Here is a 24,162-nt window from a genome sequence, read left to right as displayed (position 1 = left end):
CCATGACGAATCACAGGTCCTGCCTTTAAAAACCACTTTCCCTCATCAACACCGCCATCAAATGCGTCGCACCATTAGCCAGCAAGCTGCGCCGTTCCCCTTCGATCTTCAGACGCCCCCGGGTTTCCCGCAGGCTTGGCAAGGGTTCGTCGAGTTGAATCAGCACCTGGAACAATGCCGCGCTGGGGATCAGCGCGTGTTCCGCCGAGGTGGTCGGCACCGGGCCGCCGAAGCGTGAGGACAGCATGCGGTGCGACAGTTGGCTGGCGCGGGTGCTGCCGATCACCAGGACGCGGCCAGTGATCGGGGTGGTCTGGCCGTCCGGGTAAAAGCGCACGCGGTCGCCGGTGGCCATGCGGTGCACCTGGTCCTGGGCGACATAGGCGTCCACCTGCCAGCTGCGCGGGTCGATCAACATGCCCAGGGATTCCTGGCGTCCTACCCACTGGCCGGCTTTCCAGTCCGGGTTGACGTCCAGCCAGAGGCCGGCAAATGGCGTTTGCAGGTTGAGCCGGGCGATCTCCGAGCGCGCGGCCCGGGCTTCTTCGAATTGCACGTTGAGGCGTTGGCGGGTGACGGCGTCTTCCTGCAGTCCGCCGGGGTCGGCCAACAGGCCTGAGAGGCGCGCCTCATAGCTGCGGGCATTGGCTTCGCTGCTTTGCACGCGCGAGGCAATGTCGGGTTCGTCGAGCACGATCAGGGTTTCGCCGGCATTGACGGAGCCTTCGGCATGAATCGATTGCAGGCGCGCCGGGTAGGGCGCATAGACGCGCAACTGGTGTTCGGCACGGGCCACGCCGACCGCATCGATCTGGCTGTGCCAGGGGATCGCCAGCCCGGCCACAACCAGCGCCAGTACACTGTAGAACATCAACTTGCGGCGGCTTGGGATGCCGGCGCGGTGTTGCCACCAATGATTCAATTCGCGCACCACCGGCATGGCGATGAACCAGGACAATTCGACCATGAACAGGATGATCCCCAGCAGTTTGAAGAAGAACAGGTAGACCGCCAGGGCGATCCCCAGAAACAGTACCAGCCGATACAGCCAGGTGAAGATCGCGAACGTCACCAGCAGCCGGCGTTGCCCGGTCGGGAAGGCTTCCGGCCAGTCTTCCTGCAAGCCCAGCAGATTACGCCGCAGGGTGACCCGCGCCAGGGCCGAGGCGCGTTCGTGCAGGTTGGGAAAGTCCAGCAGGTCGGAGAGGATGAAGTAGCCGTCGAAACGCATGAACGGGCTGGCGTTGAGCGCCAGTGACAGCAGCCAGCTGGTGGTCGCCAGGTACAGCAGGGCATTGCGCAGCGGGCCCGGATCACACAGGGCCCAGCCCAGGGTCGACAATCCGGCCAGGGACAACTCGGTGACGATACCGGCCGAGGCGATCGCCAGGCGCTGGCGCGAGCGACTGAGTTTCCAGCTCTCGCCGGTATCGGTGTAGAGCATCGGCCACAACACCACGAAGGCGATGCCCATGTGCCCGACCCGCAGGCCCAGGCGTGTCGCCACCAGTGCATGCCCCAGTTCATGCAGGGTCTTGGCGACGATCAGCGCCAGGGCGAAACTGAACAGGCCTTCGGTGGAAAACGACTCGACCACCGCGTGGGTAAAGACATCCCACTGTTGCAGCACCAGAATCACCCCCCACAGGCTCAGGGCAAACACCAGCAGGCCGGTGAGCGGGTGAAACAGCCAGCCCAGCGCGCGGGCCAGGTGTTGCAGGGGCTGTTGCGGACGCAGCAAAGGGATGCGAAAGAACAGGTAGTGGTGCAACCACCAGCGCCAGCTCAGCCAGCTGCCGGCCTCGTCCTTGGCCTTGAGCCGTTCAAGCGCGGCCGGGCCTGCGCGCAACAGTTGGTGCTGTTCAAGGAACTGGCGGAATTCGAGGACTTGCTCGACATCCGGTTTGAGCGCCGTGCCTTCGCCAATTTGCTCGCTGATCTGCCGGGGCGACTGGCCCCAGCGCAGCAGGCATTCGAACTCCAGCCAGCCGATGCGGTAAAAGCGGTTGATCACCGTGTCCTGGATCACCCAGGCCGGTTCGCCGTTGCTGCCGTTGGCGGCTTCGCTCAGGCGCAGGTCTTCGCGCAATGGCGGCACGGGCAAGTCAGCGGGATCAAGCATTACCAGCCACTCCACGCCCGCAGTGTCGCCAGCGGCCGACGCAGCAGGTAGTAACCGAGCATCACCCGGCCGCCGTACAGTTTGGCGGTGCCGTGCAGGCCCAGGCGTGCATGCTCCGGCGCGCCCTCGATGCTGGCCAGCAGACGGTAGGCGACCACGCCTTCATCGCTGGGGCGGGCCTGGTAGCTGGTTTCGAGGATCTGGCCCTTGAGCGGGGTCAGTGGGTACGCCGTGAGAAACAGCGTGACTTCAGCCCCGGGTTCCAGGGCGATGGCATCGGCCACCGCCAACTGGATGAGCATGGCCGGTTGGCTCGGGTCGGCCACTTGCATGATTCGTTCGCCGGTGACCACGGGTTTGCCCAGCCAGTCGTTGGGGTCGCTGAACACCGCCACGCCACCGCGGGGTGAAAGGACCTTGGTGCGTTTGAGTTGGGCTTGCACCGCCGCCAGTTCGGCCCGGCGTTGCTGGGCGCGGCCCTGAAGCAGGGTCAGCTCGCTTTTGCTTTGTGGGTTATCGAACGCCCGTTGGCTGGCCGCCTGCAACTCGGCATCGGCCACCGCCACTTCCTTGCCCAACACTTCGGCGCGGCTGCGCAAGGTGGTTTCGTCCAGGGAGAACAATGGCGTACCAGTGTCTACCGGTTGGTTGGGGCGCACCTGGATCTGCTCGATCACGCCATCGATGGGGGAACTGATGATTTGCGCCTGGCGCGATACGATCTCCGTCGGGGCCAGTGCGGTTTGCCTTACCGGCAGCAGCAACAAGGCCCCGAGTACGATCAGGCCCAATAGCAGTTGCTTGCGGTTGGGGCGCCAGCGGCCGAGGCGCCGATGCCGGGTCAGCGCGGCCCAGCAGTAGCCCCAGGTGTTGACCAGGCCTTTGAGGTGCTGCCACAACACGGCCGGCGGCTTCTGCTCCAGCAGCAACACCAACAGGCCCAGGCGTTGCCCTTCACGGTCCTGGACCGGAATGCACCAGAGGCCCGACGGCCACCACTCGCTCCAGCCTTCGACGATGTCCGGCGGTGGGGTGGTGGTGTCCGGTGTCAGCCACACCGGTTCGCCATCGGCCACCTGAGTGGCGATCCAGCGACTGGCCCGACGCAGCCAGACCAGGTACGGCGAGTCTTCGCTGGGGCGCGACAGCCCAGAAACGTTCAGCAGTTCCAGCGACGATTCCCGTTGGGCAAAGACCAGCGCCTGATGAAACGGCAGCAGCGGGTACAGATCGTTGGCCATGCTGAACGCCAAAGCGTTCAGCGAGTCGGCGGCGATTGCCTTGTCCCGCAGGGCGTCGAGTTCCAGCAGCAGGTGAGGGTGGGGCAGCGGCTCGTTCATGGTCATGGCTGGGCACTGTTTTGTGCATCGATTTGCAGCGCAGTGTCCTGATTGAAATGCGCCGTGCCGCTCATGCCCGCCATCAGGTCGGGGTATTTCTGGTCGAGCCGGGCTTCGAGCTCGACCGTCTGGGCCACCGCATCGACCCGCGAGTTGATGGCGCTGACATGGGCTGGGTAGTTCTTGCCGGTTTCATGAATGCTCACTTGCAGCGCGAGGCCGGGCTTGAGGGTCTTGAGCAGGTTGGAAGGTACGTTGAGCCGGACTTTCAAGGCGCCGTCGCTGACCAGATCGAACAGGGGGGTACCGGCCGTGACGGTCTGGAACGGTTTGACATAGACCTTGGCGATACGTCCGGAAAACGGCGCCAGCACCTGGCAGTAGCCACTCTGGGCCACGCCCATGGCGCGCGCGCCGTCGGCTTTTTGCACCTCGGTGTTGGCCATGGAGACTTCGATGTCACCCACCGCATTGAGTTGGCGCAGTTGTTTTTTCGCTTCCAGATTCTGCCTGGCCATGGCCAGTTCGGCGGCCGCCACTTTACTGCGGGCCTCGGCTTCGTTGCAGTTGAAGCGGGCGAGCACTTCGGCTTTGGCGACATGCTCGCCGAAACCGGTTTTCATCTCGCCCAGGGTGCCGCTCATCTGGCTCGACAGGGTGGTTTCCAGTTCAGCGGCCAGCAACACGCGAATGGCACTGGCGCTATCGAGGGTGGGGGCCGACGGTGTGTCATCGGCGGTGACGGGCAGGATCAGGCAGGCCAATAGCAGGGCCCCAAAACGGGACTCAAGGGCGGTTTTGCACATTCGGCGTTCCTTGCTGGGTGATGAGCAGACGTTGCTGTTCCTGTTCGTTCAAGGTGCGCTGGATTTCCCGGGCCAGAGTCTTGACGTCGTGCTTGGAGATTTCATCCGGCAGGACGTCCAGCCCCACGGAGTTGTACAAGCGACCCCACGCCGCCTGGGCACTGGAGAACGCGGCTTCACGCTGGTAGCGCGACAGCAGGTAGCGACCTTCGGAGCGGATCACCTCAAGCTCGGAACCCAGCGCGCCGTTTTTCGCCGCCTGGGCGTAGTCGAGCAAGCTGCGGTCGACCCGCAGGCTGTCTTCGGTGAACTCCACTTCCTGGCGCGCCAGTTGATAGCGCAGGGTGCCGACCCGCACCTGGGTCAGGATCGCCATGGACAGCGCCACCCGGCGGGAGTCGTCGGTTTCGCTCTGGGACTTTTGCGCGGCATTGAGCGACGGCAATTGCAGCAGGCGCAGCAGGTTCATCGAGACTTGCAGCCCGGTGGCGTTCCAGTCGCTGTTGTAGAGGTACTTGTTGGTATCGTACCGGTAGCCGAAATCCGCGGTGACGTTCGGCCACAACTGCGCCTTGGCAATGTCCAGGTCTTTCTGGTTGACCCGCTTGCGATACCACTCTTCCATGATTTCAGGGCGGTGCTCCAGAGACAGCTGCTCCAGCTGCGCCATGCTCTGATGCACTTGCGGCAGCGGTGGATCCGGCATGTCGGCCAGGATCATTTTCGAGCCCGGCGGCAATGACATCAGCGCGGCGAGCTCGGCCTGGGCGAATTCCAGGTCCTGGCGACGCACGGTCAGCAGGTAGATGGAGTCGAGCAGGGCGCGTTGGTAGGCGAGGATCTCCTGGCGTGGCAACAGACCACGTGTTTCGGCTTCCCGGGCGGAGGTCAGCGCGGTGTGGGTGCGCATCAGCAGCTTGTCTACTTCGGGCATCAGCCGTTGCGCGCCGAGGGCGCGCCAGTAGGCGTTGCGCACGTCCTGCAAGACGTTCTGCGCGACTTTGCGCCGACGTTCCTCGGCCATGAGGATCTGATCGGACTTCTGCTGGGTGCGGTAATAGGCCACGCCGAAATCCAGCAGGCTCCAGCTCAGGCCCAGGCCATAGAGTTCGCGATAGCGCTCCTCGGAGGTCGACGGACGCAAGCTGACCTGGCGGTCTTCGATACCGATGGAGGTACCGCCCGAATCGTTGTTTCGCCCGGCATAACCGGCCGAGGCCACCAGCTTGGGTAACATCTCATGGCTGGAAACATCGCGCAGGTCCGACGCCAGGGCGCTTTCCATGAGCTTGAGGCGGTAGTCGAGGTTGTATTTCAACGCCCGGGCGGCCGCTTCATAAAAGGTGATGGGCGCGGTGACCGGTTCCTGGCCGGAATACATGCGCGCCTGATCGGCGAGAATGCGTTGACGGTTCTCTTCGTCGGTGGCGGGCTTGGGGTCCAGTGACGAACAGGCACTGAGCAGCAGTGCGGACGCGAGAGCGGAGCTGATAAACCTCGTCGCATGTTTCGGCATGTTCAATCCTTTGTGCTCTTTGAATTTATTTTGTTCGGTCACTTCAATGGCCCCGATGGGTCGGATGCAGACGCTGGGCGGCATTGCGTACTTGCGCACTGAACCCCCGGGCCGGGCGTGGCTCCTGGGCTTTTTCCGGTTTTTCCACCTGTGCCGGTCCGCGGGTTAATTCAGCGGGGTCGATGGCGAACAACGACGGGTCGCTCAACAGGCCATCGGCACTCAGGCCGACGCGGCCATGTCGTCCGAGAATCCAGGCCATTTCCAGTTCACTGTCCAGCCGGCTGTCGCGCACAGCATCGGCGACGAATTGGCCGGGCACCAACCCGAGTCCATTGCCCAGCGAATCGCTGGTGAACTCGCCACTGGAACTGATGCGCAAGTTGCTGCCATCGGCGTTCCAGCTGGAGAGCTCATTCAACCGGGCGTTGCGTTCGACCACCGGTGTCACGAAGATCGCCGGCACCGGATCGGGGATAAGCAGGCTGCTGCTCTGGCGACCGAGGTCATGATCGAAGCGATTGCCTTCCGGTGCCGGGATGAAGGGTGTGGCAATGTCCAGAATGATCACCAGTTCCGCCTGGTCGCTGGCTCCGCTCAGATCATTGATGGTGTAGGTAAAGACATCGCGCAGTACCTGCCCAAGACCGGCGGCTGCCAGCACTTGTGGATTGCTCTGGTCGATGGTGTAGGTGTAGCTGCCATCGGCGTTGAGCACGAGGGTGCCGTACAGGCCGAGGATCGGCTGACCGATCACGCCCGCCGTGCCTGTGCCTGTTTCGGCACCGGTGCGTATCGCCACCACTTGCAGGTGATCGTTGCCATCCACGTCGCTGTCATTGGGCAGTACATTGCCCGTTACCTGCGGCGCCGGTGTTTCGTCGCTGGCCACAGCACTGTCGTTTTGCGCCACCGGGTTGTCGTCGGCCCCCTGGATGACCACCGTCAGGCGTGCATCCGAGGTGACTCCGGCGGTGTCGGTCATGCGGTAGGTGAAGGTTTCGCTGAGGGTTTCGCTCGCTGTGCGCAGCGCTTGCACCAGCGGGTTGTTGTTGTCGATCAGGTAGGTGTAGCTGCCGTCGGCGTTGATGATCATTTGCCCGTAGCGTCCGCTCAGCACTTGCCCTGCGCTGGCGGACTGGCCGTTTTCGCCGGTGAGGCTCAGCACCTGTCTGCTTTCGCCGTTGACCACGCCGTCGACATCGCTGTCGTTGGCCAGCACGTTGCCCGTGGCGTTGCTGCCCGGGGTGCCATTGGCCACGCCGCCCGCTTCGACGGCGATAGAGTTGTCGTCCCGGGCAATAGGGGTGTCATTGCGGCCATCGACGGTGATGCGCAATTCGGCCTGGCTGCTGGCGCCGAAGACGTCGGACAGGGTGTAGCTGAAGACGTCCGTCACGGTCTGGCCGCTTTGGCGCAGGGCCTGGACTATCGCGAGGCTGTTGTCGACGGTGTAGGTGTAGCTGCCGTCGGCATTGATCACCAGATCACCATAAAGCCCGCGCAGCGCTGTGCCTACGGTGCCGCCGCTGCCGGTGTCGGCAAGCTCGCCCGTCCGGATCGCCGATACGTTGAGGGCGTCGCTTTCCAGGTCGGTATCATTGCCGAGCACATTGCCCGTGGGGTTGATGCCGTTCTGGCTGTTGTCGAGACCACCGGCTTCGACAGCCGTCGCCGCATCGCCGTTGGCCACCGGTGCCGAGTTGATTCCGCGGATGATGATGTGAATTTCCGCCAGATCGCTTTGCCCGCCAAGGTCGGTGACCTGATAGGTGAAGTGCTCATCGAGAATTTGCAGCGGTCCCAGCGCCAGTACCGTGGGGTTGCTGTTATCGACGATGTAGGTGTAATTGCCGTCGGCACCGATGATCAGTTGTCCGTAGAGTCCGTTGATCAAGGTGCCGTTGGTGTTGTCGGTGCCTGGATCGACGGCGTCCAGAGTGCCGCCCGCCGCTTCAGTGCCGAAGCGGATGCCGCTGACCTGCAGGCTGTCGCCCTGATCGACATCGGTGTCATTGGGCAACACGTTACGGGTCGGGCTGACGCTATTGCCATTGCCGTCATTGGCGACGGCGAGGGCCACGTCGTTGGTCGCCACGGGGGCATCCCAGGCGCCGTCGATGCGAATGTTCAGTTGGGCGACATCGGTGGCGCCGGCGATGTCGCGCATCCGGTAGGTGAAGGTTTCCACCAGCGAATCACCGACCTTCAGTGACTGGACAGCGGCCAGGTTGTTGTTGATCACATAGCTGTAGGTGCCATCGGCGTTGATGGTCAGGGTGCCATAGAGACCGTCGAGGGTCTGCGTGGTGCCGACTGTGGTGAACGTGCCTGTGGCAGTTTTGTCGCCACCCCGGACATCGGTGATGGTCTTGCTGTCGTTGGCATCAACATCACGGTCGTTGGCCAGCACATTGCCTGTGGGGTTCAGGCCCGGGGTGCCGTTGGCGGTGCCGCCAGCCTCGACGGCCACTGTGTTGTCGTCCGCCGCCAGCGGGTTGTCGTTGGCGCCGCGGATGATGATGGTCAGCGTGGACGTATTGCTGGCACCAAAGAGATCGCGGACCTGATAGGTGAAGGTTTCCGTCAGCACGTCAAAAGGCGTGCGCAGGGCCTGGACCCGCAGGTTGTTGTTGTCGACCACGTAACTGAAAGAACCGTCGGTGTTCAACGTCAGGGTGCCGAAGGTACCGATCAGGCCGGTGCCGAGAACGCCGACGGATGTCCCCTCGTTGAATCCCGTCACGCTGAGGGCTTCGGCATTGCCGTCTACATCGGTGTCGTTGACCAGCACGTTGCCGAAAGGATTGGTCCCCGTGGTGCCATTGTTCACCCCGCCGGCCTCGAACGCGATGCTGATGTCGTTATGCGGAACCGGCGTGTCATCACGGCCGCGAATGTCGATGTTCAAGGTCGCGCGATCTTCGGCGCCGCTGGTATCGATAACGGTGTAGCTGAAGGCATCCACCAGCCTTTCGCCGAACCGCAACGCCTGGACTTCGGCCATGTCGTTGTCGAGCCGATAGCTGTAGCTGCCGTCGGCATTGAGGGTCAGCCAGCCATAGGTGCCGCGCAGTTCGCTGCCCAGGGTGCCGGCTGTACCGGTGGCGGTTTCGATGCCGGTGCGCACCGAGGACACGGCACGGGTCTCGCCATAGTCGTGGGCGGGCAGGTCGACGGGGACCTCGCCACCGTCGACGTCGGTGTCGTTGTCCAGCACATTGCCGATCGGGTCCAGGCCGGGCTGATTGTTATTGGTGCCACCGGATTCAATGGCGATGGAAGTGTCATCGTTGGCGATCGGGTTGTCGTTCTGGCCACGGATCAGCACGATGATTTCCGCCGAGTCGGTTTCCGGAGTGGGGCTGGCGTTGTCGCTGACGGTGTAGGTGAAGCGTTCGAGCAACAGATCGCTGCCACGGCGCAAGGCCTGGACATCCGCATTGTCATTGTCGAGCGCATAGCTGTAGCTGCCGTTTGGAAAAATGGTCAGCGTTCCGTACTGGCCAATAATCACCGTGCCGCCGGCATTGACGGCAATTGGCGTGCCTGTACCAGCCTCTTCACCGGGCTTGATCAATATCACGGTCAACGGATCGCCGTCAGGGTCGAAGTCATTGGCTGTGGCGTCGCCGGACGGATCGCCGCCGGCGGTGCCGTTGGCGATGCCACCTTTTTCAGTGGCAATGGCAATCACGTTTTGCGACACAGGCGGGTCGTTGACGCCGTGCACGGTGATGACCAGTTGTGCGGTGTCGGTCAACCCATTGGTATCGGTGATCCCGTAGGTGAAGAACTCGGTCAGGGTCTGTCCCGCTGCGAGCGCCTGGACGGCGGTATTGGTACTGTCCACATCGTAGAAGTACGAGCCATCGGCGCCGATGCGCAAGGTGCCGAACAGGCCGGTCACCACCGTACCGTCGGCTGAGGTAGTGCCCGTGGCGACGCCACTCAGGACATCGACCGCCGGGTTGTAAGTCGCTTCGTTTTTATTGATCACCCCGTTGACCTGCAACTGGCTGCTGGGTTGGTCCACCGCGTCGACGTCATTATCGATACCGTTATCGACAAGTCCGGGACGGCTCGGGAACTGGATGACGTTGCCGCTCGGGTTGCTTTCGCTGGCATTGTTATTGGAGGACGCCGCTTGGGCCTCTGCCTGGTCATCACTGGCCACCGGGTTGTCGTTGGCGCCTTGCACGACGATGCGCAATTGCGCCACGTCGTCGAGTCCGACGGTATCGGTGACCCGGTAGCTGAAGAAATCAACCAGTTGCTCACCGGCGCTCAGGCGCTGAACCCTGGTGTTGTTGTTATCGACCACGTAGCGATAAGTGCCGTCGGGGTTGATGGTCAGGGTCCCGTACAGTCCGACTACGCTGGTGGCGGTGGTAACAGGCGTGAAATTGGCTGCAATCACCTCGGGGACCGGACGGATGCCCGTCACGGTCCTTGTTTCGCCATTGACCGTGCTGTCCACATCGATGTCATTGGTCAACACGTTGCCGACCGCATCGCTACCCGGGGTACCGTTGAACACGCCTCCGGCTTCGGCGGCAGTGCCATTGTCATTCACGCCCACCGGCGTGTCGTTGGCCCCCTCGATGGTCACGGTCAGGGTGGCTGTAGCGGTGGCACCGGCCAGGTCGCTGGCAACGTAATCGAAGCGATCGGTGAGCGTCTGGCCCGACAGGCGCAGGGCCTGTACGGCGGCATTGTCGTTATCGACGATGTATTCGTAGGAGCCATTGCTGCCGACCAGCAACTGTCCGAACTGGCCGTTGATCACCACCACACCGACGACCGGTGTCTGAATGCCAGTCCCCGGGCCTATCGACAAAACGTGCAACCGGTCGGCATTGGTGGCGGTATCGATATCGGTATCGTTGACCAACAGGTTGCCCCGTGGATCGACCCCGATGACCGTGTTATTGGTGCCGCCCGCTTCAACGGCGATGGCACTGTCATCGACCGCAATCGGTGGGTCGTTGACCGGGGCGAGGATGATTTGCAGAGTGTCGGTGTCGCTCAAGGCATCGGCGGTGGTGCCGGGCAGGCCTGAGCCATTCGCATCACCATAGTTGCCCTGGTCGTTGCTGACCACGGTCAGGGTGTCGGTGCCGTTGAAGTTCAGGTTGCCCAGATAGCGCAGGCTGGCCAGCGCCGTGTTGAGGTTGGCAAGGGTGCCGGTCAGGGACAGGGTGGCGCTATTGGCCCCGGTGACCGTCACACCGGGAACGGTTGCACCGAGGAACAAGGTGCCATTGAGCACACTCAAGGTCACGCTCAGGTTGCGGCTGGCAACATTCGGGTCGCGGTTGGCGTCGAAGTCGGCGACGCTGATACCGCCGATGCTCAGCGGTACATCCTCCTGGCCGTTCTGGGTGCCGGGCAGGGTGTTGACCGGTGCGTCGTTCTGTTCGACGTAACCGGCATTGGCCGCTTGTGTGGCGGCATCGCCCAGCGTAATGGTGATCTGCCCGAGCGTGCCGGCGTCGGTGTCGACCCGCACACGTAAATCGCCCAGCGGCTGCGGATAGCTGATCAGCCCAGCCGGCACATCAATGCGGAACACGCCCAGGGGCAGCACGCCAAAGTGGTACTGGCCGTTGGCGTCGGTGACAGTGGAGAATGTCAGGTTGTCGGCGCTGGTGTTGAGCAAACCGTCGGCGCCGGCCCAGGTCAGGGTGACGGTCTGCCCGGCCAGGCCTGCGCCGTCGGGCGTGGCGCTGGCGGTCGGCGATGCGGTGTCGTTCCACAGGGTGCCGGTGATGACGCCGAGCCCGGCATTGTCGCGCAGGATGTACTGGTTCGGGCCGACGGTACTACCTGTGCGCTCACCGTTCGCCGTGCCGTCGACGCCGACAAAGTTGCCGCCCCAACTGGTGAAGTCTTCCGGCAGGCTGCTCCAGGTCAGGGTGGCGTTGCTGCTGGCGACGATCGAGGCATTGGGCAGGGTGACCTGATAGCGCACTTGAATCTGTGCGCCCACGTCCAGTTGATCGAAGTTGACACTCAAACCGCCGGTCGTGCTGAAGCTCACGCCAGCCGGCAGGTTGCCGGGGCCGAAGGTGGTGCCGTTGATGCTGACGCCAAGCAGGGTGTAGTTGCTGCCACCGGCAAAACTGTCGCTGACTCGCGCATCGAATGCCGGCAGGCCGCCGTTCTGGGTGAAAGTCAGCTGCACCGTGGCGCTGCCGGTGGTGCCGCTCGGGTTGGGGTTGAACGCGACGATCTGTTTGTCCAGGCCACTGAAGCTCGGTTCGACGATGCGTTCGAAAACCGTGTCGCTGTTGGCACGACCCGCGCCGTTGACGATTTCGTGGGCCGAGACCGCCAGTTGAGCGCCGCTGATGTTACTGACGGTGTTGCTGACCCGCACGTTGAACTCGATCGCGATGCCTTCCAGATCGTTGTCGTCGGCGCTGTTGACCACGTTGCCGAGGTTGAAGGTCACGACCTGGCTGCCATCGGGGTTGGTCACGACGGTCAGCCGGCTCGGGTCGAACACGCCGTTGGGCGCCAGTCCCGACAGGTCGGAAGTGATCGGCAAGGCCTGAGGGCTGTTCTCGTTGCCGTCGACGTTGAGCGTGCCGCCGACGATCAGGTTGGCGTCGCTGGTCAGTCCGCCGTTGGAAATGAAGGCAATGCGCAACGCATTCACCAGGGCGTCCGGTGAAATGAACTGCAGGCCGTTGGCCAGGGTGATCTGGATCTGATAATTGGGGTTGTTGCCCTCGGGTACCAGCACCACCACCCGGTAGCGAATCACTTCGCCGATGGTCACCTGTTCCACAGCGGTCGTGGTCGGGGTGGGTGCCGCTGTGTCGGGCAAACCGCCGACCCGGGAGATTTCAATGGACTGCGCCACGGGCACCAGCAAGGTCGAAGCATTGCGGTAGTCGTTGAGCGTGCCGCCGTTGATCAAGCCATTGACCCCGGTGCGCTCGCCGCCCTGGGTGCCATCCAGGCTGGTCCATTGCACGGTCGCCACGTTGGCGAAGTTGGACGTGGCCGCCGCCGTGGCATTGACCACGCCGGTCACCTGCAAGACGATGCTGCCCCCCTTGGCAATGTCGATGTTGGCGCCGTTGGCGGTGCGCAACTGGCCGCCAACGATCTCGAAACCCACGCCGCCGTTGTTGGTGGCACCGTTCTGATACAACACACCCACCAGCGTGATGTTGCTGAGCTGGGTCGGCAGGTTATCGAGCAAGCTGATGTCGAAGGCTGTGAAGTCGCTGGCAGCGTTACCGTTGCTGATGGTGATCGTGAAGCTGACGGTGTCGCCCTGGTCATAGCCGCCGTTGCCGGTGGTTGTCGTCAGTGCCTGGCTTATCTGCAGGGTGGGTTCACGCACGATCACTGTAGGCCGGCCGCCGGTGAGTGCGACCGTGCGATCCACCGCCACATTGCCGTTGGCGGTGTTGCTGTCCGGGTCGCTGTAGATCAATTGCGCGTTGTTTTGCCGGGACACATTGGCCTGATTGCCGATGACGTTGTTGGCCACCAGTTGCAGGCGTATCACGAAGGTGTTGTTGCCCGTCTGGTTGTCGGCCGACACGCTCGACACGCTGAAGGTCCAGCGCGCATCCACACCATCGTTACCCACTGTGCCGCCCAGTCCACCAAAACCACTGACCAGCACGCTGCCGGCGAAGTCCGCGCCCAGGGCGCCACTGCCGGTGCGGGTGGTGATGATCTGGTAACCCAGGCCGCCGTTGAACGAGGTATCCAGGCGCATGCCCGCCGGGATCAAGTCGTCGATGCGCAGGTTTTGCGTGCTGCCTTCGGGCAGGGTGATCACGATGTCGTAGCGCATGCTTTCGCCGATCACCAGGTCGCTGCCGGTGGTGTGGCCGGCGCTGGAATCGCCATTGTCCAGCGTGCCATCGGCATACCCTTTGCGAATGACCGGCGCGGCGACCTGCTGGCTGGCGAGGTCGGTGAGGTTGGTCGGGGTGAAGTCGGTGCCGCCATTGACGCTGGCGTAATTGCTCAGGGTCGCGGTGGATTGCAGGGTACGACTGGCCTCGATGGTATTGCTGACCGCCACGTCGTAGCTGATCACCACCAGATTGGCGCCACTGGTGTCGGCGGCGGTGCCGCTGCGCCCGGCGAGGAGCGTGGCCTGGCCGCCGGCGTCGAGGAAGGTGATCTGGTTGCCGCTCACGCTGTAGTCGGTACCCAGCACCAGCAGGGTGCCGTTACCCCGGTAGATTTGCAGGTTCGCTGCCGCCAGGCTGCCGCCGACAAAGCTCAATCCGGTCGGCAGGGTGATGTTGGTGCTGACATCGAAGGCGCCGCCACCGCCGCTGTTTTCGATAGCCGTGACCAGGCGCAGCCGATCGCCGCCGTCGATATTGACGATATTGCCGTCTACGGCCGCCAGGCTGGTGACGCTGCCATTGAAGGGCACGCCGGTGCTGCCCGGCGGGTTCCAGCTGCCGGTGGTGTTGCTGACTGTGCCGTTGGTGCCGGATACCACGCCGTGTTTGATATTCAGTACCGGCTCGGCCACGGACACGATCACCGCGACGTCGGAGGAAATCAGCGTACGGTCGGTGAGGGTGGTTTGCTGGCTCGATTGCGCCAGTACGTCCAGCGAGCGCTGGTCGGCAAAGGGCTGGTCGCCCACGCGCACGCTAAAGCGGATGACGATGCGACTGCCGGTGGTGTCGGCCGTGGTGAAGCTGCCGAAGTCGAAGACCACCGAGTTGCCGTTGGCACTGGTGACGCTGACCACGCCGCCGGCATTGGTGTTGCCGGGACCGATTTGCCATTGGCCGACATCGCTGCCCGTGGCCCAGGTTACGCCGGTCACGTTGAACAATGGCAATGGCAGATAGGCCGTGAGCTTGAACTGTTCGTAATCACCGGTGACCAGGTCGTAGCTGAGCTGGAACGTCACTTCATCGCCCGGGCGCAGCTCGCCGCTGGCCGGCGGGGTGCCGTTATTGACCTCGACCAGGCTGATGTCGACGACGCTGGTAGGGATCACGCTGGTGGTCGCCGAACCATCGGTTTCGCTCTGGCCGGTGAGGTTGAGAGGGTCTTGCAACAGGGTGCCATCGACCACCGCACTGTTGCCCAGTTCGTCGCCTTCATTGATTTCCGGTTGTGGGTTGCCGGAAGGCGGTTTGTAGGTCTGGCCGACGATGGCCGAATAGCTGAGCACCGCCAACATCGCGCCTTGAAGCTGCTGGTCAAACGCCAGGTCGCCATTGAGCCAGCCACGCAAGGCAAACGAATTACGCAACGACTGGGCAATGTCGAACGCCATCGATGTGCTGCCGTCGGCGTTGTTGACGACGGTGGTGACCAGGGTAATGGTCTGCGTGACGCCATTGATGGTGACGGCCATGGCCGGGGTGCCGGTCAGTGTCTGGCCGTCACTGAGCTGGTCGCGAATGATCAGCTGACCTGCGTTGAAGGCGTCCTTGCCGAAGGCGAAGTAGTCGGAAATGGCCAGGTTCAGGTGGTACTGCAAGGTGTCGCCGGGGGTGATGCCGCTGTGGCCGATATCGTTCTGCACGGTAACGGTCTTGAGCAGCGTGATCGATTTGGCGACGAACTGCGTGGTGACGCCGGTGCCACTGAAATCAATAGTGGTGTTCGGTGCGGTGACGTCCCGTGGGTCAAGCGGTACCCATTGGCCGGAAGCACTGGGTGCGCCAAGGGTGATGGTCACATCGTCGCCGGTGACCGGGTTGATGATCGGCAGGCCGTTGGCATCGACTTCCGGCACGTAGAACGCGACCACGGTATCGGTCTTGCCCGCAAGGCTGGCATAGGTCACGGAAAACGAGCTGAGATACACCTCATCGGCGGCGATCAGCACGGCGATTTGTGCCGCGTTGGTGACCACCGTGCCATCGTGCAGGGTGATCGCGGTCACTCGGCCACCGGGGCCGGGGGTAATGGCGGTGACTTGTACATTGTCCGGCAACGGCTGGGTCACCACGACGTTGGACAGTGTCTGGCCCGGGGCCGGGGTCACGGATAGGGTCAAGGTACGGCCATAGTTCGGGCCGGTCGCGGTTTCACCCTCCGGGGTGCTCAGGGTTTCATCGAAGGTGATGACCGTTGGATGCACCACAAACGCGGCGGTACCGGCCTGAATCAGGCTGGGATCGTTGGTCGGGTTGTCCAGGGCGTCGTTACCGAACTCAAAGCCGCCGCTGGTGCGCAGGGTCAGGTCCGGGGTGCCATTGGAAAAACTGGTATCGGCCAGGTTGCTGAGGCTGGCGTTGATCTGTACCGGGATGACGGGTTGCGCATTGGTGACGCTGGCAAAGGGCAGCTCAATGACCACCAGGGTGTCGCCAGCGCGCATGCCGTAGGTCGACGCGTTGATGACAAGGAAATTGCCGTTGGCGTCTTTCGCCAAAGGGTGGGTGGCGTTGCCCGACGCATCGAACGTCACCAGGTGGCTGATCAGGTTCTGTCCCAGGTAACTGGCGGAAATGAAGTTCACACCGTCGTTACCGTCCCGGCCGGTGGTGGGTAGCGCCAGGTTGATGAAGGGGGCAAAACCGGTCTGGGTGGAGGTATTGCTGAAGTTCACGGTAAACGAGAAGTTATCACCCAACAAAACATTGCTGCCGGCAACGGGCAGGCTCGCGGTCGGTGCGGCATCGGCCAGCAAACCGTCGAAGCTGGCCATGGCGGCGCTGCTGATCGCAATGCTCTTGTCGATGTCGCCGACTTTGGTTTCCAGCGTCCAGTCACCGCCGACCCGGGTGCTACCGGTGTCATTGCTGGAGGCGGCCACATCGGCGCCGGTCCAGCGGGCCAGTTCGGTGACCAGGTTTTTGCCGGCCATGCCCGCGCCGATGTCGCAACCATAGAGTTGGATATCCGCGCCCTGGGTCAGGTTGTTGCGCCATTGTCCGAGGGTCTGGCTGAGTTGGTCGACGTTGTCGGAGGTGATAGTGCGATTGCCCAGGGTGAATTGCCCGGCGCCGCCGTGGGACATGACCTGGATCGAATCGACTTTGCCCAGTTGCGCCAGCGCCGCGGAGATCGCCGCGAGGCCATCCTCACCGGCGTTGACCACTATGGCGGTGACGTTGCCCGGCAATTGGGCCAGCAGTTGATCGCGGTTTTCGATACGGCTGTCGAGCACCAGCAGGCTGCGCGCTGCCGATGGCGCCTGCTCGGTGGCGGCAGGGCCTTCGGTCGGGGTCGCATGAGGGACAGGGGCGTCACCCGCCGCAGGCGTGGCGGTCGGGTCCGTATGCTGCTGATCGGCTGCCGCCGAAGCGGCCGCACCATCGAAAAGAATCCTTGGTTCCAGCGCAAGCGCCTGGCGTTGCGGACGCAAATGGGAGCCGAAACGTGGATGCCCTGACCCTTGCATAGTGAGGCCCTCTGCCTACGCGGTTAACATTCCATTGATACCAAGCCCACTACTGGACTCATGGAGCGTAGGACGTTTCTGTAGCTTTTCCAGAGTATTGGCGAACTTTTCAAAAGTCTCGGGAAGGGCTCCGTAATGCTGTTCACTTAAGCGAATGTGGTCCTCTGTAGGAGCGAGCTTGCTCGCGATGGTCGTTAACGAAAATGCGTATTTACTGGCTAAACGCGGCGTTCTTGAGTCCATCGTCGGAACGCCGCCCGGAGCAAGCTCGCTCCTACAATTTCCTTATCTGAACAGCATTACGGGAAGGGCTCCGGGAGTTTGAGGTAAGTGGCTTTTTGGCACTATGGGAGAGTGGGGACGTGCTGCGGGAGGAGAGGCGGGGGATATTGACCAAGGGGCGTTGAGCGACCGGCAAGGTCGCTCAGTTGTAGCGTTGTCAGAAAAGCATATAGGCGGATGCAGTCGTCTGATTCAGGTCGATCTCTCCGACCTCCAGCACTTCGTATTCGGCGCGCAGGCCGATGTTGCGAAAGACATCGACCTCCAGGCCGACACCGTAGGTCAGATCAACCCCGGTATCATCGTCGGTGGCATTGCCGTCGGCGTCCCAGGCGTGAGCACCGACACTGCCGAACACCCGCATCCGATCGCCCAGTGGAAAGCCCACATGGGCGGCAGCCTGGGCCGACTTGCCTTCGAAATCGACATTCTTGTCCTTGAATTGACCCAGGTCGACGTAGGCACCCTCGAAGGCCAGGTAGCTATTGACGCGATACCCGGCATAAACCTTGTAGCTGGTGTCGTCGTCGTCGAGTCTGGATTCGTCGGTCTGTATGCTGCTTACGCCAGCTCCAAGATATAAACCTTTGTCATCAGCGAGCGCCTGAAAAGACAGCAGCGATAGCAGTGAAGCGAAGCCAAGGTTTCGAAGTAGCATGTGTGGTGGAGTCCTTGTACAAGGTTGTCTGGTGTTAGGGTTCGGCGAGCATTTGAGGGGCCATGAGGGGTTAATAGAAATCATTGATTGATATTTTTGGGTCGTGGGGCGGCACGTTTTCCGGGCATTGAAAGTAGCGTCTGGCCAACGCCTGGATTGGCAGTGCTTTGGAGAACAACCAGCCTTGCGCCAGTAGAACCCCTTCCGAAACCAGATGCGGCAGTTGTTCCTGACTCTCCACACCTTCGGCCACGACCTTGAGCCTTAGCGACCTGGCCAACTGGGCAATGTGGCGCCACAAGGCGTCCTTGGCTGCGATCTTGTCGTCTGCGATGAACGAGCGATCTATTTTCAGAATGTCGAAAGGCACTGAATCGAGGAGCGAGAGGTTGGAATAACCGGTGCCGAAATCGTCCACGGCAATGCGATGCCCGCAGGCACGAAGCCGTCGCAATTGCAGGGCGGCAGGCTTGTGATCGAGCAGGGTCCTTTCGGTGATTTCAAAGGCCATGGCGGACGCAGGCATGTTGTAGGTTGCCAGCACGCTGGCCACATAGTCCGGGAAGCTCGGGTCCTGAATATCCTGGGCGCAAAGATTGACCGTAATGTAGAAGTCCTGGCAGGCCCATAGGTAGGTGCTGTAATCCTCCGCCACTTGCCGAATCACCGAACGCGTCAGTTTGCGGATCAAGTCGGACTTCTCGGCCACCGCAATGAAAACATCCGCAGGCACTTGAGTGCCGTTGTCGTTCCATCGGGAAAGTGATTCGGCGCCCACCAGATAGCCCGTCGTCAAATTGACGATAGGCTGATAGTGAACCCCCAGCGCGTTGGCTTTAAGGGCATTGCGCAGCCGTACGGCGGTAGAGGTGTAATGTCGTTGAATACACCTTGCGAGCAAGAGCAGCGCTGCGAACACGCACGCAAGGCCAATGAATAATTTGAATTTGAGACTTGTCAGGTAGCTCAACGGAAGAGAAACGACAGAGATCAGTTCATTTCGGTTGCCTGCAAAGGCGATCAGGACCTTGTCTGCCGAGATAACCAGTTCCTCCAGGTGGAAGGGCTTGCGCATCGTCAGCGGCGTGGGGCCCGTGGAAGCAATGGGTACCGCGCCGCCGGGGCCGATGAGGTCCAGTTGCAGGTCCTCGGGAAACTTCAAGTTGTCGAGCAGGATCTTCTTGTTTGCCCAGACGTAGGTTGACTGTTCCGACACAACGATAAAGTCGGTGTCCGCAGAAACCGTATGGCCGGAATCGACCCAGTAGGTTCGCTTGCCAACGGAGAATTTGCGTTTGTCGTTACCGGGTAGTATCGACGAGAGTTCCTGTCCGTAGGAGGAGCAGATCTTGCCATTGGGCAACTGAATTGCCGCTTGGTCAACGAATCGCAGGTTCTTGACCAGGTTAGCCAGTTGCGAGTATTGCTCGGCGGAGCACTCTTGACCCGAGCGATCAAGATCGCCGAGGGCTTCCAGTACTTTGTCGATCTGCGCATTGGGCTCCACTTGAGCAGCACGCAGATCGGCATAAACGTTATTCAACTTCCGTGCAATGAATGGCTCCGCCAATCCTCCAGCGCAGAGCCAAGCGGCCCAACCCGCTGCAGCAATCAGACAGACAGTGACTGCGTGCCTTCCAAGTAACGCTTTATATGCGGCAACCATCGACAAACCCCGAGCTATCATTATTTCACTGTGCATCCTGTCGTCGTGGATTAAACGACTTCAGTACCAGTCAATTACCCAGGCCAATAAGATGCCGCTTGCATAGACGGCTATGCACAGTGCGATTTTCTGCTTGAGTGGCAGCGTGTTTATTCGATGTTGCATGCTTATCTCCTTGAGTAGGCAAATAAGCAATTTTGGATACCCGTGGTTAATCAAGGAAAATCATTAATCATCATTTACAGGGTTTTGATAAATACCTGTTAACGATGATTTCTATCGCCGGCGGCCTGATTGTAAACGGGTGTGTTCCTGGGCCTGGCTGAGTTGCGCCTGGCCGTTTCCGACGGCGTCTCTCCGTAAGCGATCTGATACGCCTTGGAAAACCGGCCCAGATGGTGAAAGTTCCAGAACATCGCGGTTTCTGTGACGGTGGGCCACGTTTTATTGATCAGGTCGCGACGGGCACTGGCGAGCCTCAAGTTTCTGATATAAGCGATTGGCGATATCCCGAAGGTTTCAATAAAGCCAAAGTGCAGGGTGCGAGTGGTGGTTTCAAGCTGCCTTACGAGCGACTTTATAGTGAGGGTTTTTTTTGTGTTTTCATGGATGTACTGTATGGCTTCTATCGCCACTTTTCTTCTTGTCGGGACTTTGCGGCTGACACCGCCTGCGGGCGTCAACGACTGCAACAGAGAAGCGAGTACTGCACTTTCAATCGCCGAACCCTCTGCTTCGCTGCGTTGTGCTGAAGCCGCGTCATTGATGTCGTCACAGCAAGCGCTGATGGCTTGAATGGCCGATTGTATGAATTGAAAGTTTTCAGCCTGGAAGCTGTGTTGTGTCCGGTTTGCAAGAATATCCATGACAGGGTGGTGTTGGCGGCACCGGTTATAGTTTTCCAGTGTCGTGGTGATGGTGAACAGTGTTTCATTCGGTTCGCAAGTGTAATGCACCGATTCATCGCTGTGCAGTACGATGACTTCGTCAGGCCGTAGTTTGTGATTATTTACGACGGGGCGCCCAATCGGGGCCTGGGAGATGGCGAATGTCACGCATCCGGCAGGGACAGAACTGACCAGCGTCACGGAAGAGTCGAACTCAAGGCGACTGCACTGCAGTTGCGGACTGTGAAAGAGTTTGTGTTGCCGAATGCGCGCTTCATGCTCGGTCGGAATAAGGCTCATTTCCCATTTGCCTATTGTTCTATTCAGTTGGCTCGGCAAGGCAGAAGACAAATGAAAGATCTCGTCGGGCGGTGCGATACTCATGAAATTGAAGGCTCATCTGTTAAATGATTAGGGTCAAGCCTGACAGGCAGACATGGAGTAGATACGCGATTGGGCGTCCTTGCTGTCGGTGAGATCGACCCACTTCGAACGGGAGTCAGAGTCCCCGGATCAGTTCCAGCTCTGCCGAAAATGCGTACTTGCTGTTCAACGGTGAGTCGTCCATGTGTTGAACGTTGCGCGGATCGATTTTCGAACTGAAAATCTGCGATTGGGGTTTCATCGGGTCAATGGCTGCTGCTGTAAAGGAGTAAAAGTCGTCAATACGATAACCGGTTTTTACCTGATAGCCAGTTTTCACGGTACTTGGGGCCTTCTTGTTGGTTTCGATACTCGTCAATTTGGCACTGTAGACGCCCTTGTCGTCGGCCATGGCCTTGAGGGAAAGCAATAAACCAAACGACACGGTGACGAAGTTTTTCAGTAGCATCGAGGCGATTCCTTATTAACAGTTTATTCAGGCAGTGCAGAATGTCAGCTGCATCTCTGCCACGACTTGGGCTGCAAATAATCTCACTTCGATGGCACCTGCCAAAGTCAATAACTCATATTTTTCAGGTCGCCGGAAGTGGCCAGTCAGCGCTTGCCCCTGCGAATCCAACGCGCCTCAAAGTAGTATGAGCCAGTTGGCGTAGCTCATGCCGGCATCACTTTGTGGTGGGGCAGGGAGAGCAGAATCATTGTTCTGCTCGTCCGTATGATACTCATTCTCACTTTGAATCTTCAGGTGCGACAGTTTCTGGCTGTCATCCGGGCTTGTTTCAATTTCATAATATTCAATGGTCGTGCTTTCGACGGAACGCTCGTCGTGCGCCAACGAGTAGAGTGGCATGGCAGACAAAAAAAAGACCGCCATGAATCCGAAAGTCGTCGATTTGCGGGTTCGCAGGAAATGCATGGTTTTCACTTGATTCTCCTGTATAGGGCATTGTCCCGGGCGAGAATCAAGCTGGCTCGATTCCAAGGATGATCGGCGAGGGATTTTTGACAGGAGAGACATTTGATTCAAATCAATAAGTGTTATTTTTGTTTGAGAATTATTTGATTTGAATCTGTGCCAGGCGGGTGTCGAGTCGCTGCGGGAGACCGATCAATGGTTCATGCAGCGCAGGCGGCCAAGTTCATGGATGTAAAAACACACGGCGTTTTTATCCTGGGTCGGAATCAACTCATAGTTTAGAATGGCGCCTTCTTGCAAGACATATTGACGCCTGAAGAACAGGTCAGGGGTCTTTTCAATGGCAAAAAGTTCATTGTCCTGGCTGAGTTTGATATTGCTGACCTTGATCTCGACGTGTGTATTGTTTTCTCCGATTATATTTGCCGAGATGGTCGCGTTGCGGATTTTTCCATTCAGGCTTTCCAGTGTGGTCCCCGTGAGTCGACCATGCCCGATAGTGAGGTACTCTTCCGTGTTGAGTTGGTTGAGATCCTCCAGCCATTGTCGGGATTTCGTCTGGTAACTGGTATTTTCCATGTAGTGCGAAGGTGAATAGACAAAAGAAAAAACGCACAGTGCATTGATCAAGACTATAAGAGGCCAGTGAAGGGCTTGTGGAATTCCGAACTTCATAAGGTGACTTCCAGACATTGACGAATCATCAAGGCGAGGTCTCTTTCGCTGCTGTTCAATTGCAGATTTGCAGTGCTTTGATCCTGGCGGATACACGAAACGGAATAATTGGCTTTATAGAGGTTGATCCAGACCTGGCCCTTCAGGTTTGGCGGTAGCTGTTCAGTTTGTTTGACCGAAAGATCCATCAGCGCTTGGGCCTCGGCAAGATCGCTGCCCACGGCGTGTATGACCAGTCCATTCTTGTCGATACTGGAAATTTCAATTTTTGGCGCGTCGAAGTCGAATTGAAAAATAGTAAAGGCAACGACTGCCAGCGTAACGACATAAGCGATCAGCTGGGCTTTTGTAATGCGGGTGGATCTACTGGTTTTACCTGAAGGTACCAGTCGTTCACCGCCACCCGGTGGCGGTAGTTGCTCAGTGATGGGCGCGGGTGGCTGCGCTGTTTCCTCTCGGGGTGCCGGTACGTCTGCCTCGGCATCGACTACGCATTGCCGGTTGAAGCAATATCCTCGTCGAGGAACAGTCATCAATATCTCGTGATCCCGACTGTCATTGAGAATATTGCGTAGTGAGAAAACCGTTTGATTCAAACTGCCGGAGGCAACCACGCGGTCATTCCAGGTGTAGTCGATGATTTCATCGCGGCTTTTAGTGACACCTGGCTCCATGAGCAGCAGGTCCAACAGACGCGACTCAGCTCTACCTAGCGTGGAATTCTGTACATCTCCATGGGGTGTTGTAATGGAAAGCATGGCGTTGTCGGGGTCGAATACCGCCATGGCGCCATTTTTCAACTTGAAGGTGTAGCTCATAGAAATCTTCCGTTCAGGCGGTGCTGGCCTGAGTATAGGGGCCGGATTTGGCTCGGTACATTCTGGTCTGGGAAGTGAACGAAGATGAGGGCCAGGCGGAGGGTGCACGGTGTGTTGCATTTACAAAGCCGGACGGGCTCGTTTCAGAAGCGTGCGGTTCGGCAAACAGCCCGGCCTGTCAGAGGTATCAGTTCAATCAAACAAAGAAAAAGCATTACCGGATGACCCATGGTTTTCGATTTTGACACCATGAATAATGCTTGGAATGGATTAGCTGCGCTATCCGAAAACTGCAAGTCGGGGCAGGTGGGTTTGTGCGCAGCCACGCCTGAATCAACTAACCTCGTTGTTCCGACAGGCTTCAATTTCAGTCTGAACTATCAGGATACAAATCAATGATTGTATTTTTGTGCACCTGGCTTGCTAAAGATTATTTTTGATTCTTATTAGCTTTGAAGCAGGGGCGTTACCGATTTAAATGGATCTCGAGGAGCGTTGACGCACATCGCGTCGATGGTTTGTTTGTCGCGGCGTAAACGATCCTCACCTCTCGTTCTACGGCTTTGCCCCGAGTCCTTTCATGAAGGGCTCGGGGCTTTTTTTTGGTTCTTCACGGATTACCGGGAAAGACGCTCTTGATCTTCATGAAAAAGAATTCGCTGTCCCGGTAACCGTACGCCATCCGCTTGATGACCTTTATTCGATTGTTGATGCCTTCCAACTGGCCCGT

General features: G+C 59.8%; 13 protein-coding genes. All 13 read right to left on the bottom strand.

Annotated features, from left to right (window positions below; all coding sequences use genetic code 11):
• Window positions 1-25: 25 nt before the first annotated feature.
• Entirely contained in the window at window positions 26-2,122 is a 2,097-nt protein-coding gene (locus BSF44_RS11120) for an HlyD family efflux transporter periplasmic adaptor subunit (RefSeq protein ID WP_095943535.1), read from the bottom strand.
• Entirely contained in the window at window positions 2,122-3,468 is a 1,347-nt protein-coding gene (locus BSF44_RS11115; RefSeq protein WP_172435336.1) for an efflux RND transporter periplasmic adaptor subunit, read from the bottom strand. Before BSF44_RS11115 ends, BSF44_RS11120 begins: the two co-directional genes overlap by 1 nt.
• Window positions 3,465-4,268, bottom strand: coding sequence for an efflux RND transporter periplasmic adaptor subunit (locus BSF44_RS11110; protein WP_095943534.1), 804 nt, complete (start codon window positions 4,266-4,268; stop codon window positions 3,465-3,467). The genes BSF44_RS11115 and BSF44_RS11110 overlap by 4 nt, the downstream gene beginning before the upstream one ends.
• On the bottom strand, window positions 4,249-5,784 hold the full coding sequence (locus tag BSF44_RS11105) for a TolC family protein (RefSeq protein WP_095943601.1): 1,536 nt from the start codon (window positions 5,782-5,784) through the stop codon (window positions 4,249-4,251). The genes BSF44_RS11110 and BSF44_RS11105 overlap by 20 nt, the downstream gene beginning before the upstream one ends.
• Window positions 5,785-5,827: 43 nt before the next feature.
• A complete protein-coding gene (locus BSF44_RS11100; protein ID WP_095943533.1) occupies window positions 5,828-17,146 on the bottom strand; it encodes a VCBS domain-containing protein in 11,319 nt (3,772 codons plus the stop codon).
• A 439-nt stretch (window positions 17,147-17,585) separates the two neighbouring features.
• A complete protein-coding gene (locus tag BSF44_RS11090; protein WP_046037049.1) occupies window positions 17,586-18,086 on the bottom strand; it encodes an outer membrane beta-barrel protein in 501 nt (166 codons plus the stop codon).
• A 70-nt stretch (window positions 18,087-18,156) separates the two neighbouring features.
• Window positions 18,157-19,752 (bottom strand): EAL domain-containing protein, encoded by a 1,596-nt coding sequence (locus BSF44_RS11085; RefSeq protein ID WP_095943600.1) that lies wholly within the window; start codon window positions 19,750-19,752, stop codon window positions 18,157-18,159.
• A 263-nt stretch (window positions 19,753-20,015) separates the two neighbouring features.
• Window positions 20,016-21,023 carry an AraC family transcriptional regulator gene (locus BSF44_RS11080; protein ID WP_095943531.1) on the bottom strand — a complete coding sequence of 336 codons (1,008 nt, stop codon included), beginning with the start codon at window positions 21,021-21,023 and terminating at the stop codon, window positions 20,016-20,018.
• 115 nt (window positions 21,024-21,138) lie between these two features.
• A complete protein-coding gene (locus tag BSF44_RS11075; protein WP_095943530.1) occupies window positions 21,139-21,471 on the bottom strand; it encodes a hypothetical protein in 333 nt (110 codons plus the stop codon).
• 177 nt (window positions 21,472-21,648) lie between these two features.
• On the bottom strand, window positions 21,649-21,939 hold the full coding sequence (locus tag BSF44_RS11070; protein ID WP_095943599.1) for a hypothetical protein: 291 nt from the start codon (window positions 21,937-21,939) through the stop codon (window positions 21,649-21,651).
• A gap of 192 nt (window positions 21,940-22,131) precedes the next feature.
• Entirely contained in the window at window positions 22,132-22,614 is a 483-nt protein-coding gene (locus BSF44_RS11065; protein WP_095943529.1) for a hypothetical protein, read from the bottom strand.
• Window positions 22,611-23,432, bottom strand: coding sequence for a transcriptional regulator (locus BSF44_RS11060; RefSeq protein WP_095943528.1), 822 nt, complete (start codon window positions 23,430-23,432; stop codon window positions 22,611-22,613). Before BSF44_RS11060 ends, BSF44_RS11065 begins: the two co-directional genes overlap by 4 nt.
• Before the next feature lie 610 nt (window positions 23,433-24,042).
• Window positions 24,043-24,162, bottom strand: a 120-nt coding sequence (locus BSF44_RS11055) for a transposase (protein WP_141228961.1), incomplete at its 5' end; no start/stop codon positions are given.

It is taken from the genome of Pseudomonas sp. ACN8 (genome assembly GCF_002303925.1).
In the GTDB taxonomy this organism is placed as follows: Bacteria; Pseudomonadota; Gammaproteobacteria; order Pseudomonadales; family Pseudomonadaceae; genus Aquipseudomonas.
The sequence above is the reverse complement of the archived record's forward strand: the minus strand, read 5'-3'. Positions and strand labels throughout refer to the sequence as shown.

Excerpts from the sequence above, each read along its gene's own strand:
- BSF44_RS11120 (WP_095943535.1), bottom strand. The coding sequence starts at position 2,122 with ATGCTTGATCCCGCTGACTTGCCCGTGCCGCCATTGCGCGAAGACCTG.
- BSF44_RS11070 (WP_095943599.1), bottom strand. The coding sequence starts at position 21,939 with ATGCATTTCCTGCGAACCCGCAAATCGACGACTTTCGGATTCATGGCG.
- BSF44_RS11075 (WP_095943530.1), bottom strand. The coding sequence starts at position 21,471 with ATGCTACTGAAAAACTTCGTCACCGTGTCGTTTGGTTTATTGCTTTCC.
- BSF44_RS11085 (WP_095943600.1), bottom strand. The coding sequence starts at position 19,752 with ATGGTTGCCGCATATAAAGCGTTACTTGGAAGGCACGCAGTCACTGTC.
- BSF44_RS11065 (WP_095943529.1), bottom strand. The coding sequence starts at position 22,614 with ATGAAGTTCGGAATTCCACAAGCCCTTCACTGGCCTCTTATAGTCTTG.
- BSF44_RS11090 (WP_046037049.1), bottom strand. The coding sequence starts at position 18,086 with ATGCTACTTCGAAACCTTGGCTTCGCTTCACTGCTATCGCTGCTGTCT.
- BSF44_RS11115 (WP_172435336.1), bottom strand. The coding sequence starts at position 3,468 with ATGACCATGAACGAGCCGCTGCCCCACCCTCACCTGCTGCTGGAACTC.
- BSF44_RS11110 (WP_095943534.1), bottom strand. The coding sequence starts at position 4,268 with ATGTGCAAAACCGCCCTTGAGTCCCGTTTTGGGGCCCTGCTATTGGCC.
- BSF44_RS11100 (WP_095943533.1), bottom strand. The coding sequence starts at position 17,146 with ATGCAAGGGTCAGGGCATCCACGTTTCGGCTCCCATTTGCGTCCGCAA.
- BSF44_RS11080 (WP_095943531.1), bottom strand. The coding sequence starts at position 21,023 with ATGAGTATCGCACCGCCCGACGAGATCTTTCATTTGTCTTCTGCCTTG.
- BSF44_RS11105 (WP_095943601.1), bottom strand. The coding sequence starts at position 5,784 with ATGCCGAAACATGCGACGAGGTTTATCAGCTCCGCTCTCGCGTCCGCA.
- BSF44_RS11060 (WP_095943528.1), bottom strand. The coding sequence starts at position 23,432 with ATGAGCTACACCTTCAAGTTGAAAAATGGCGCCATGGCGGTATTCGAC.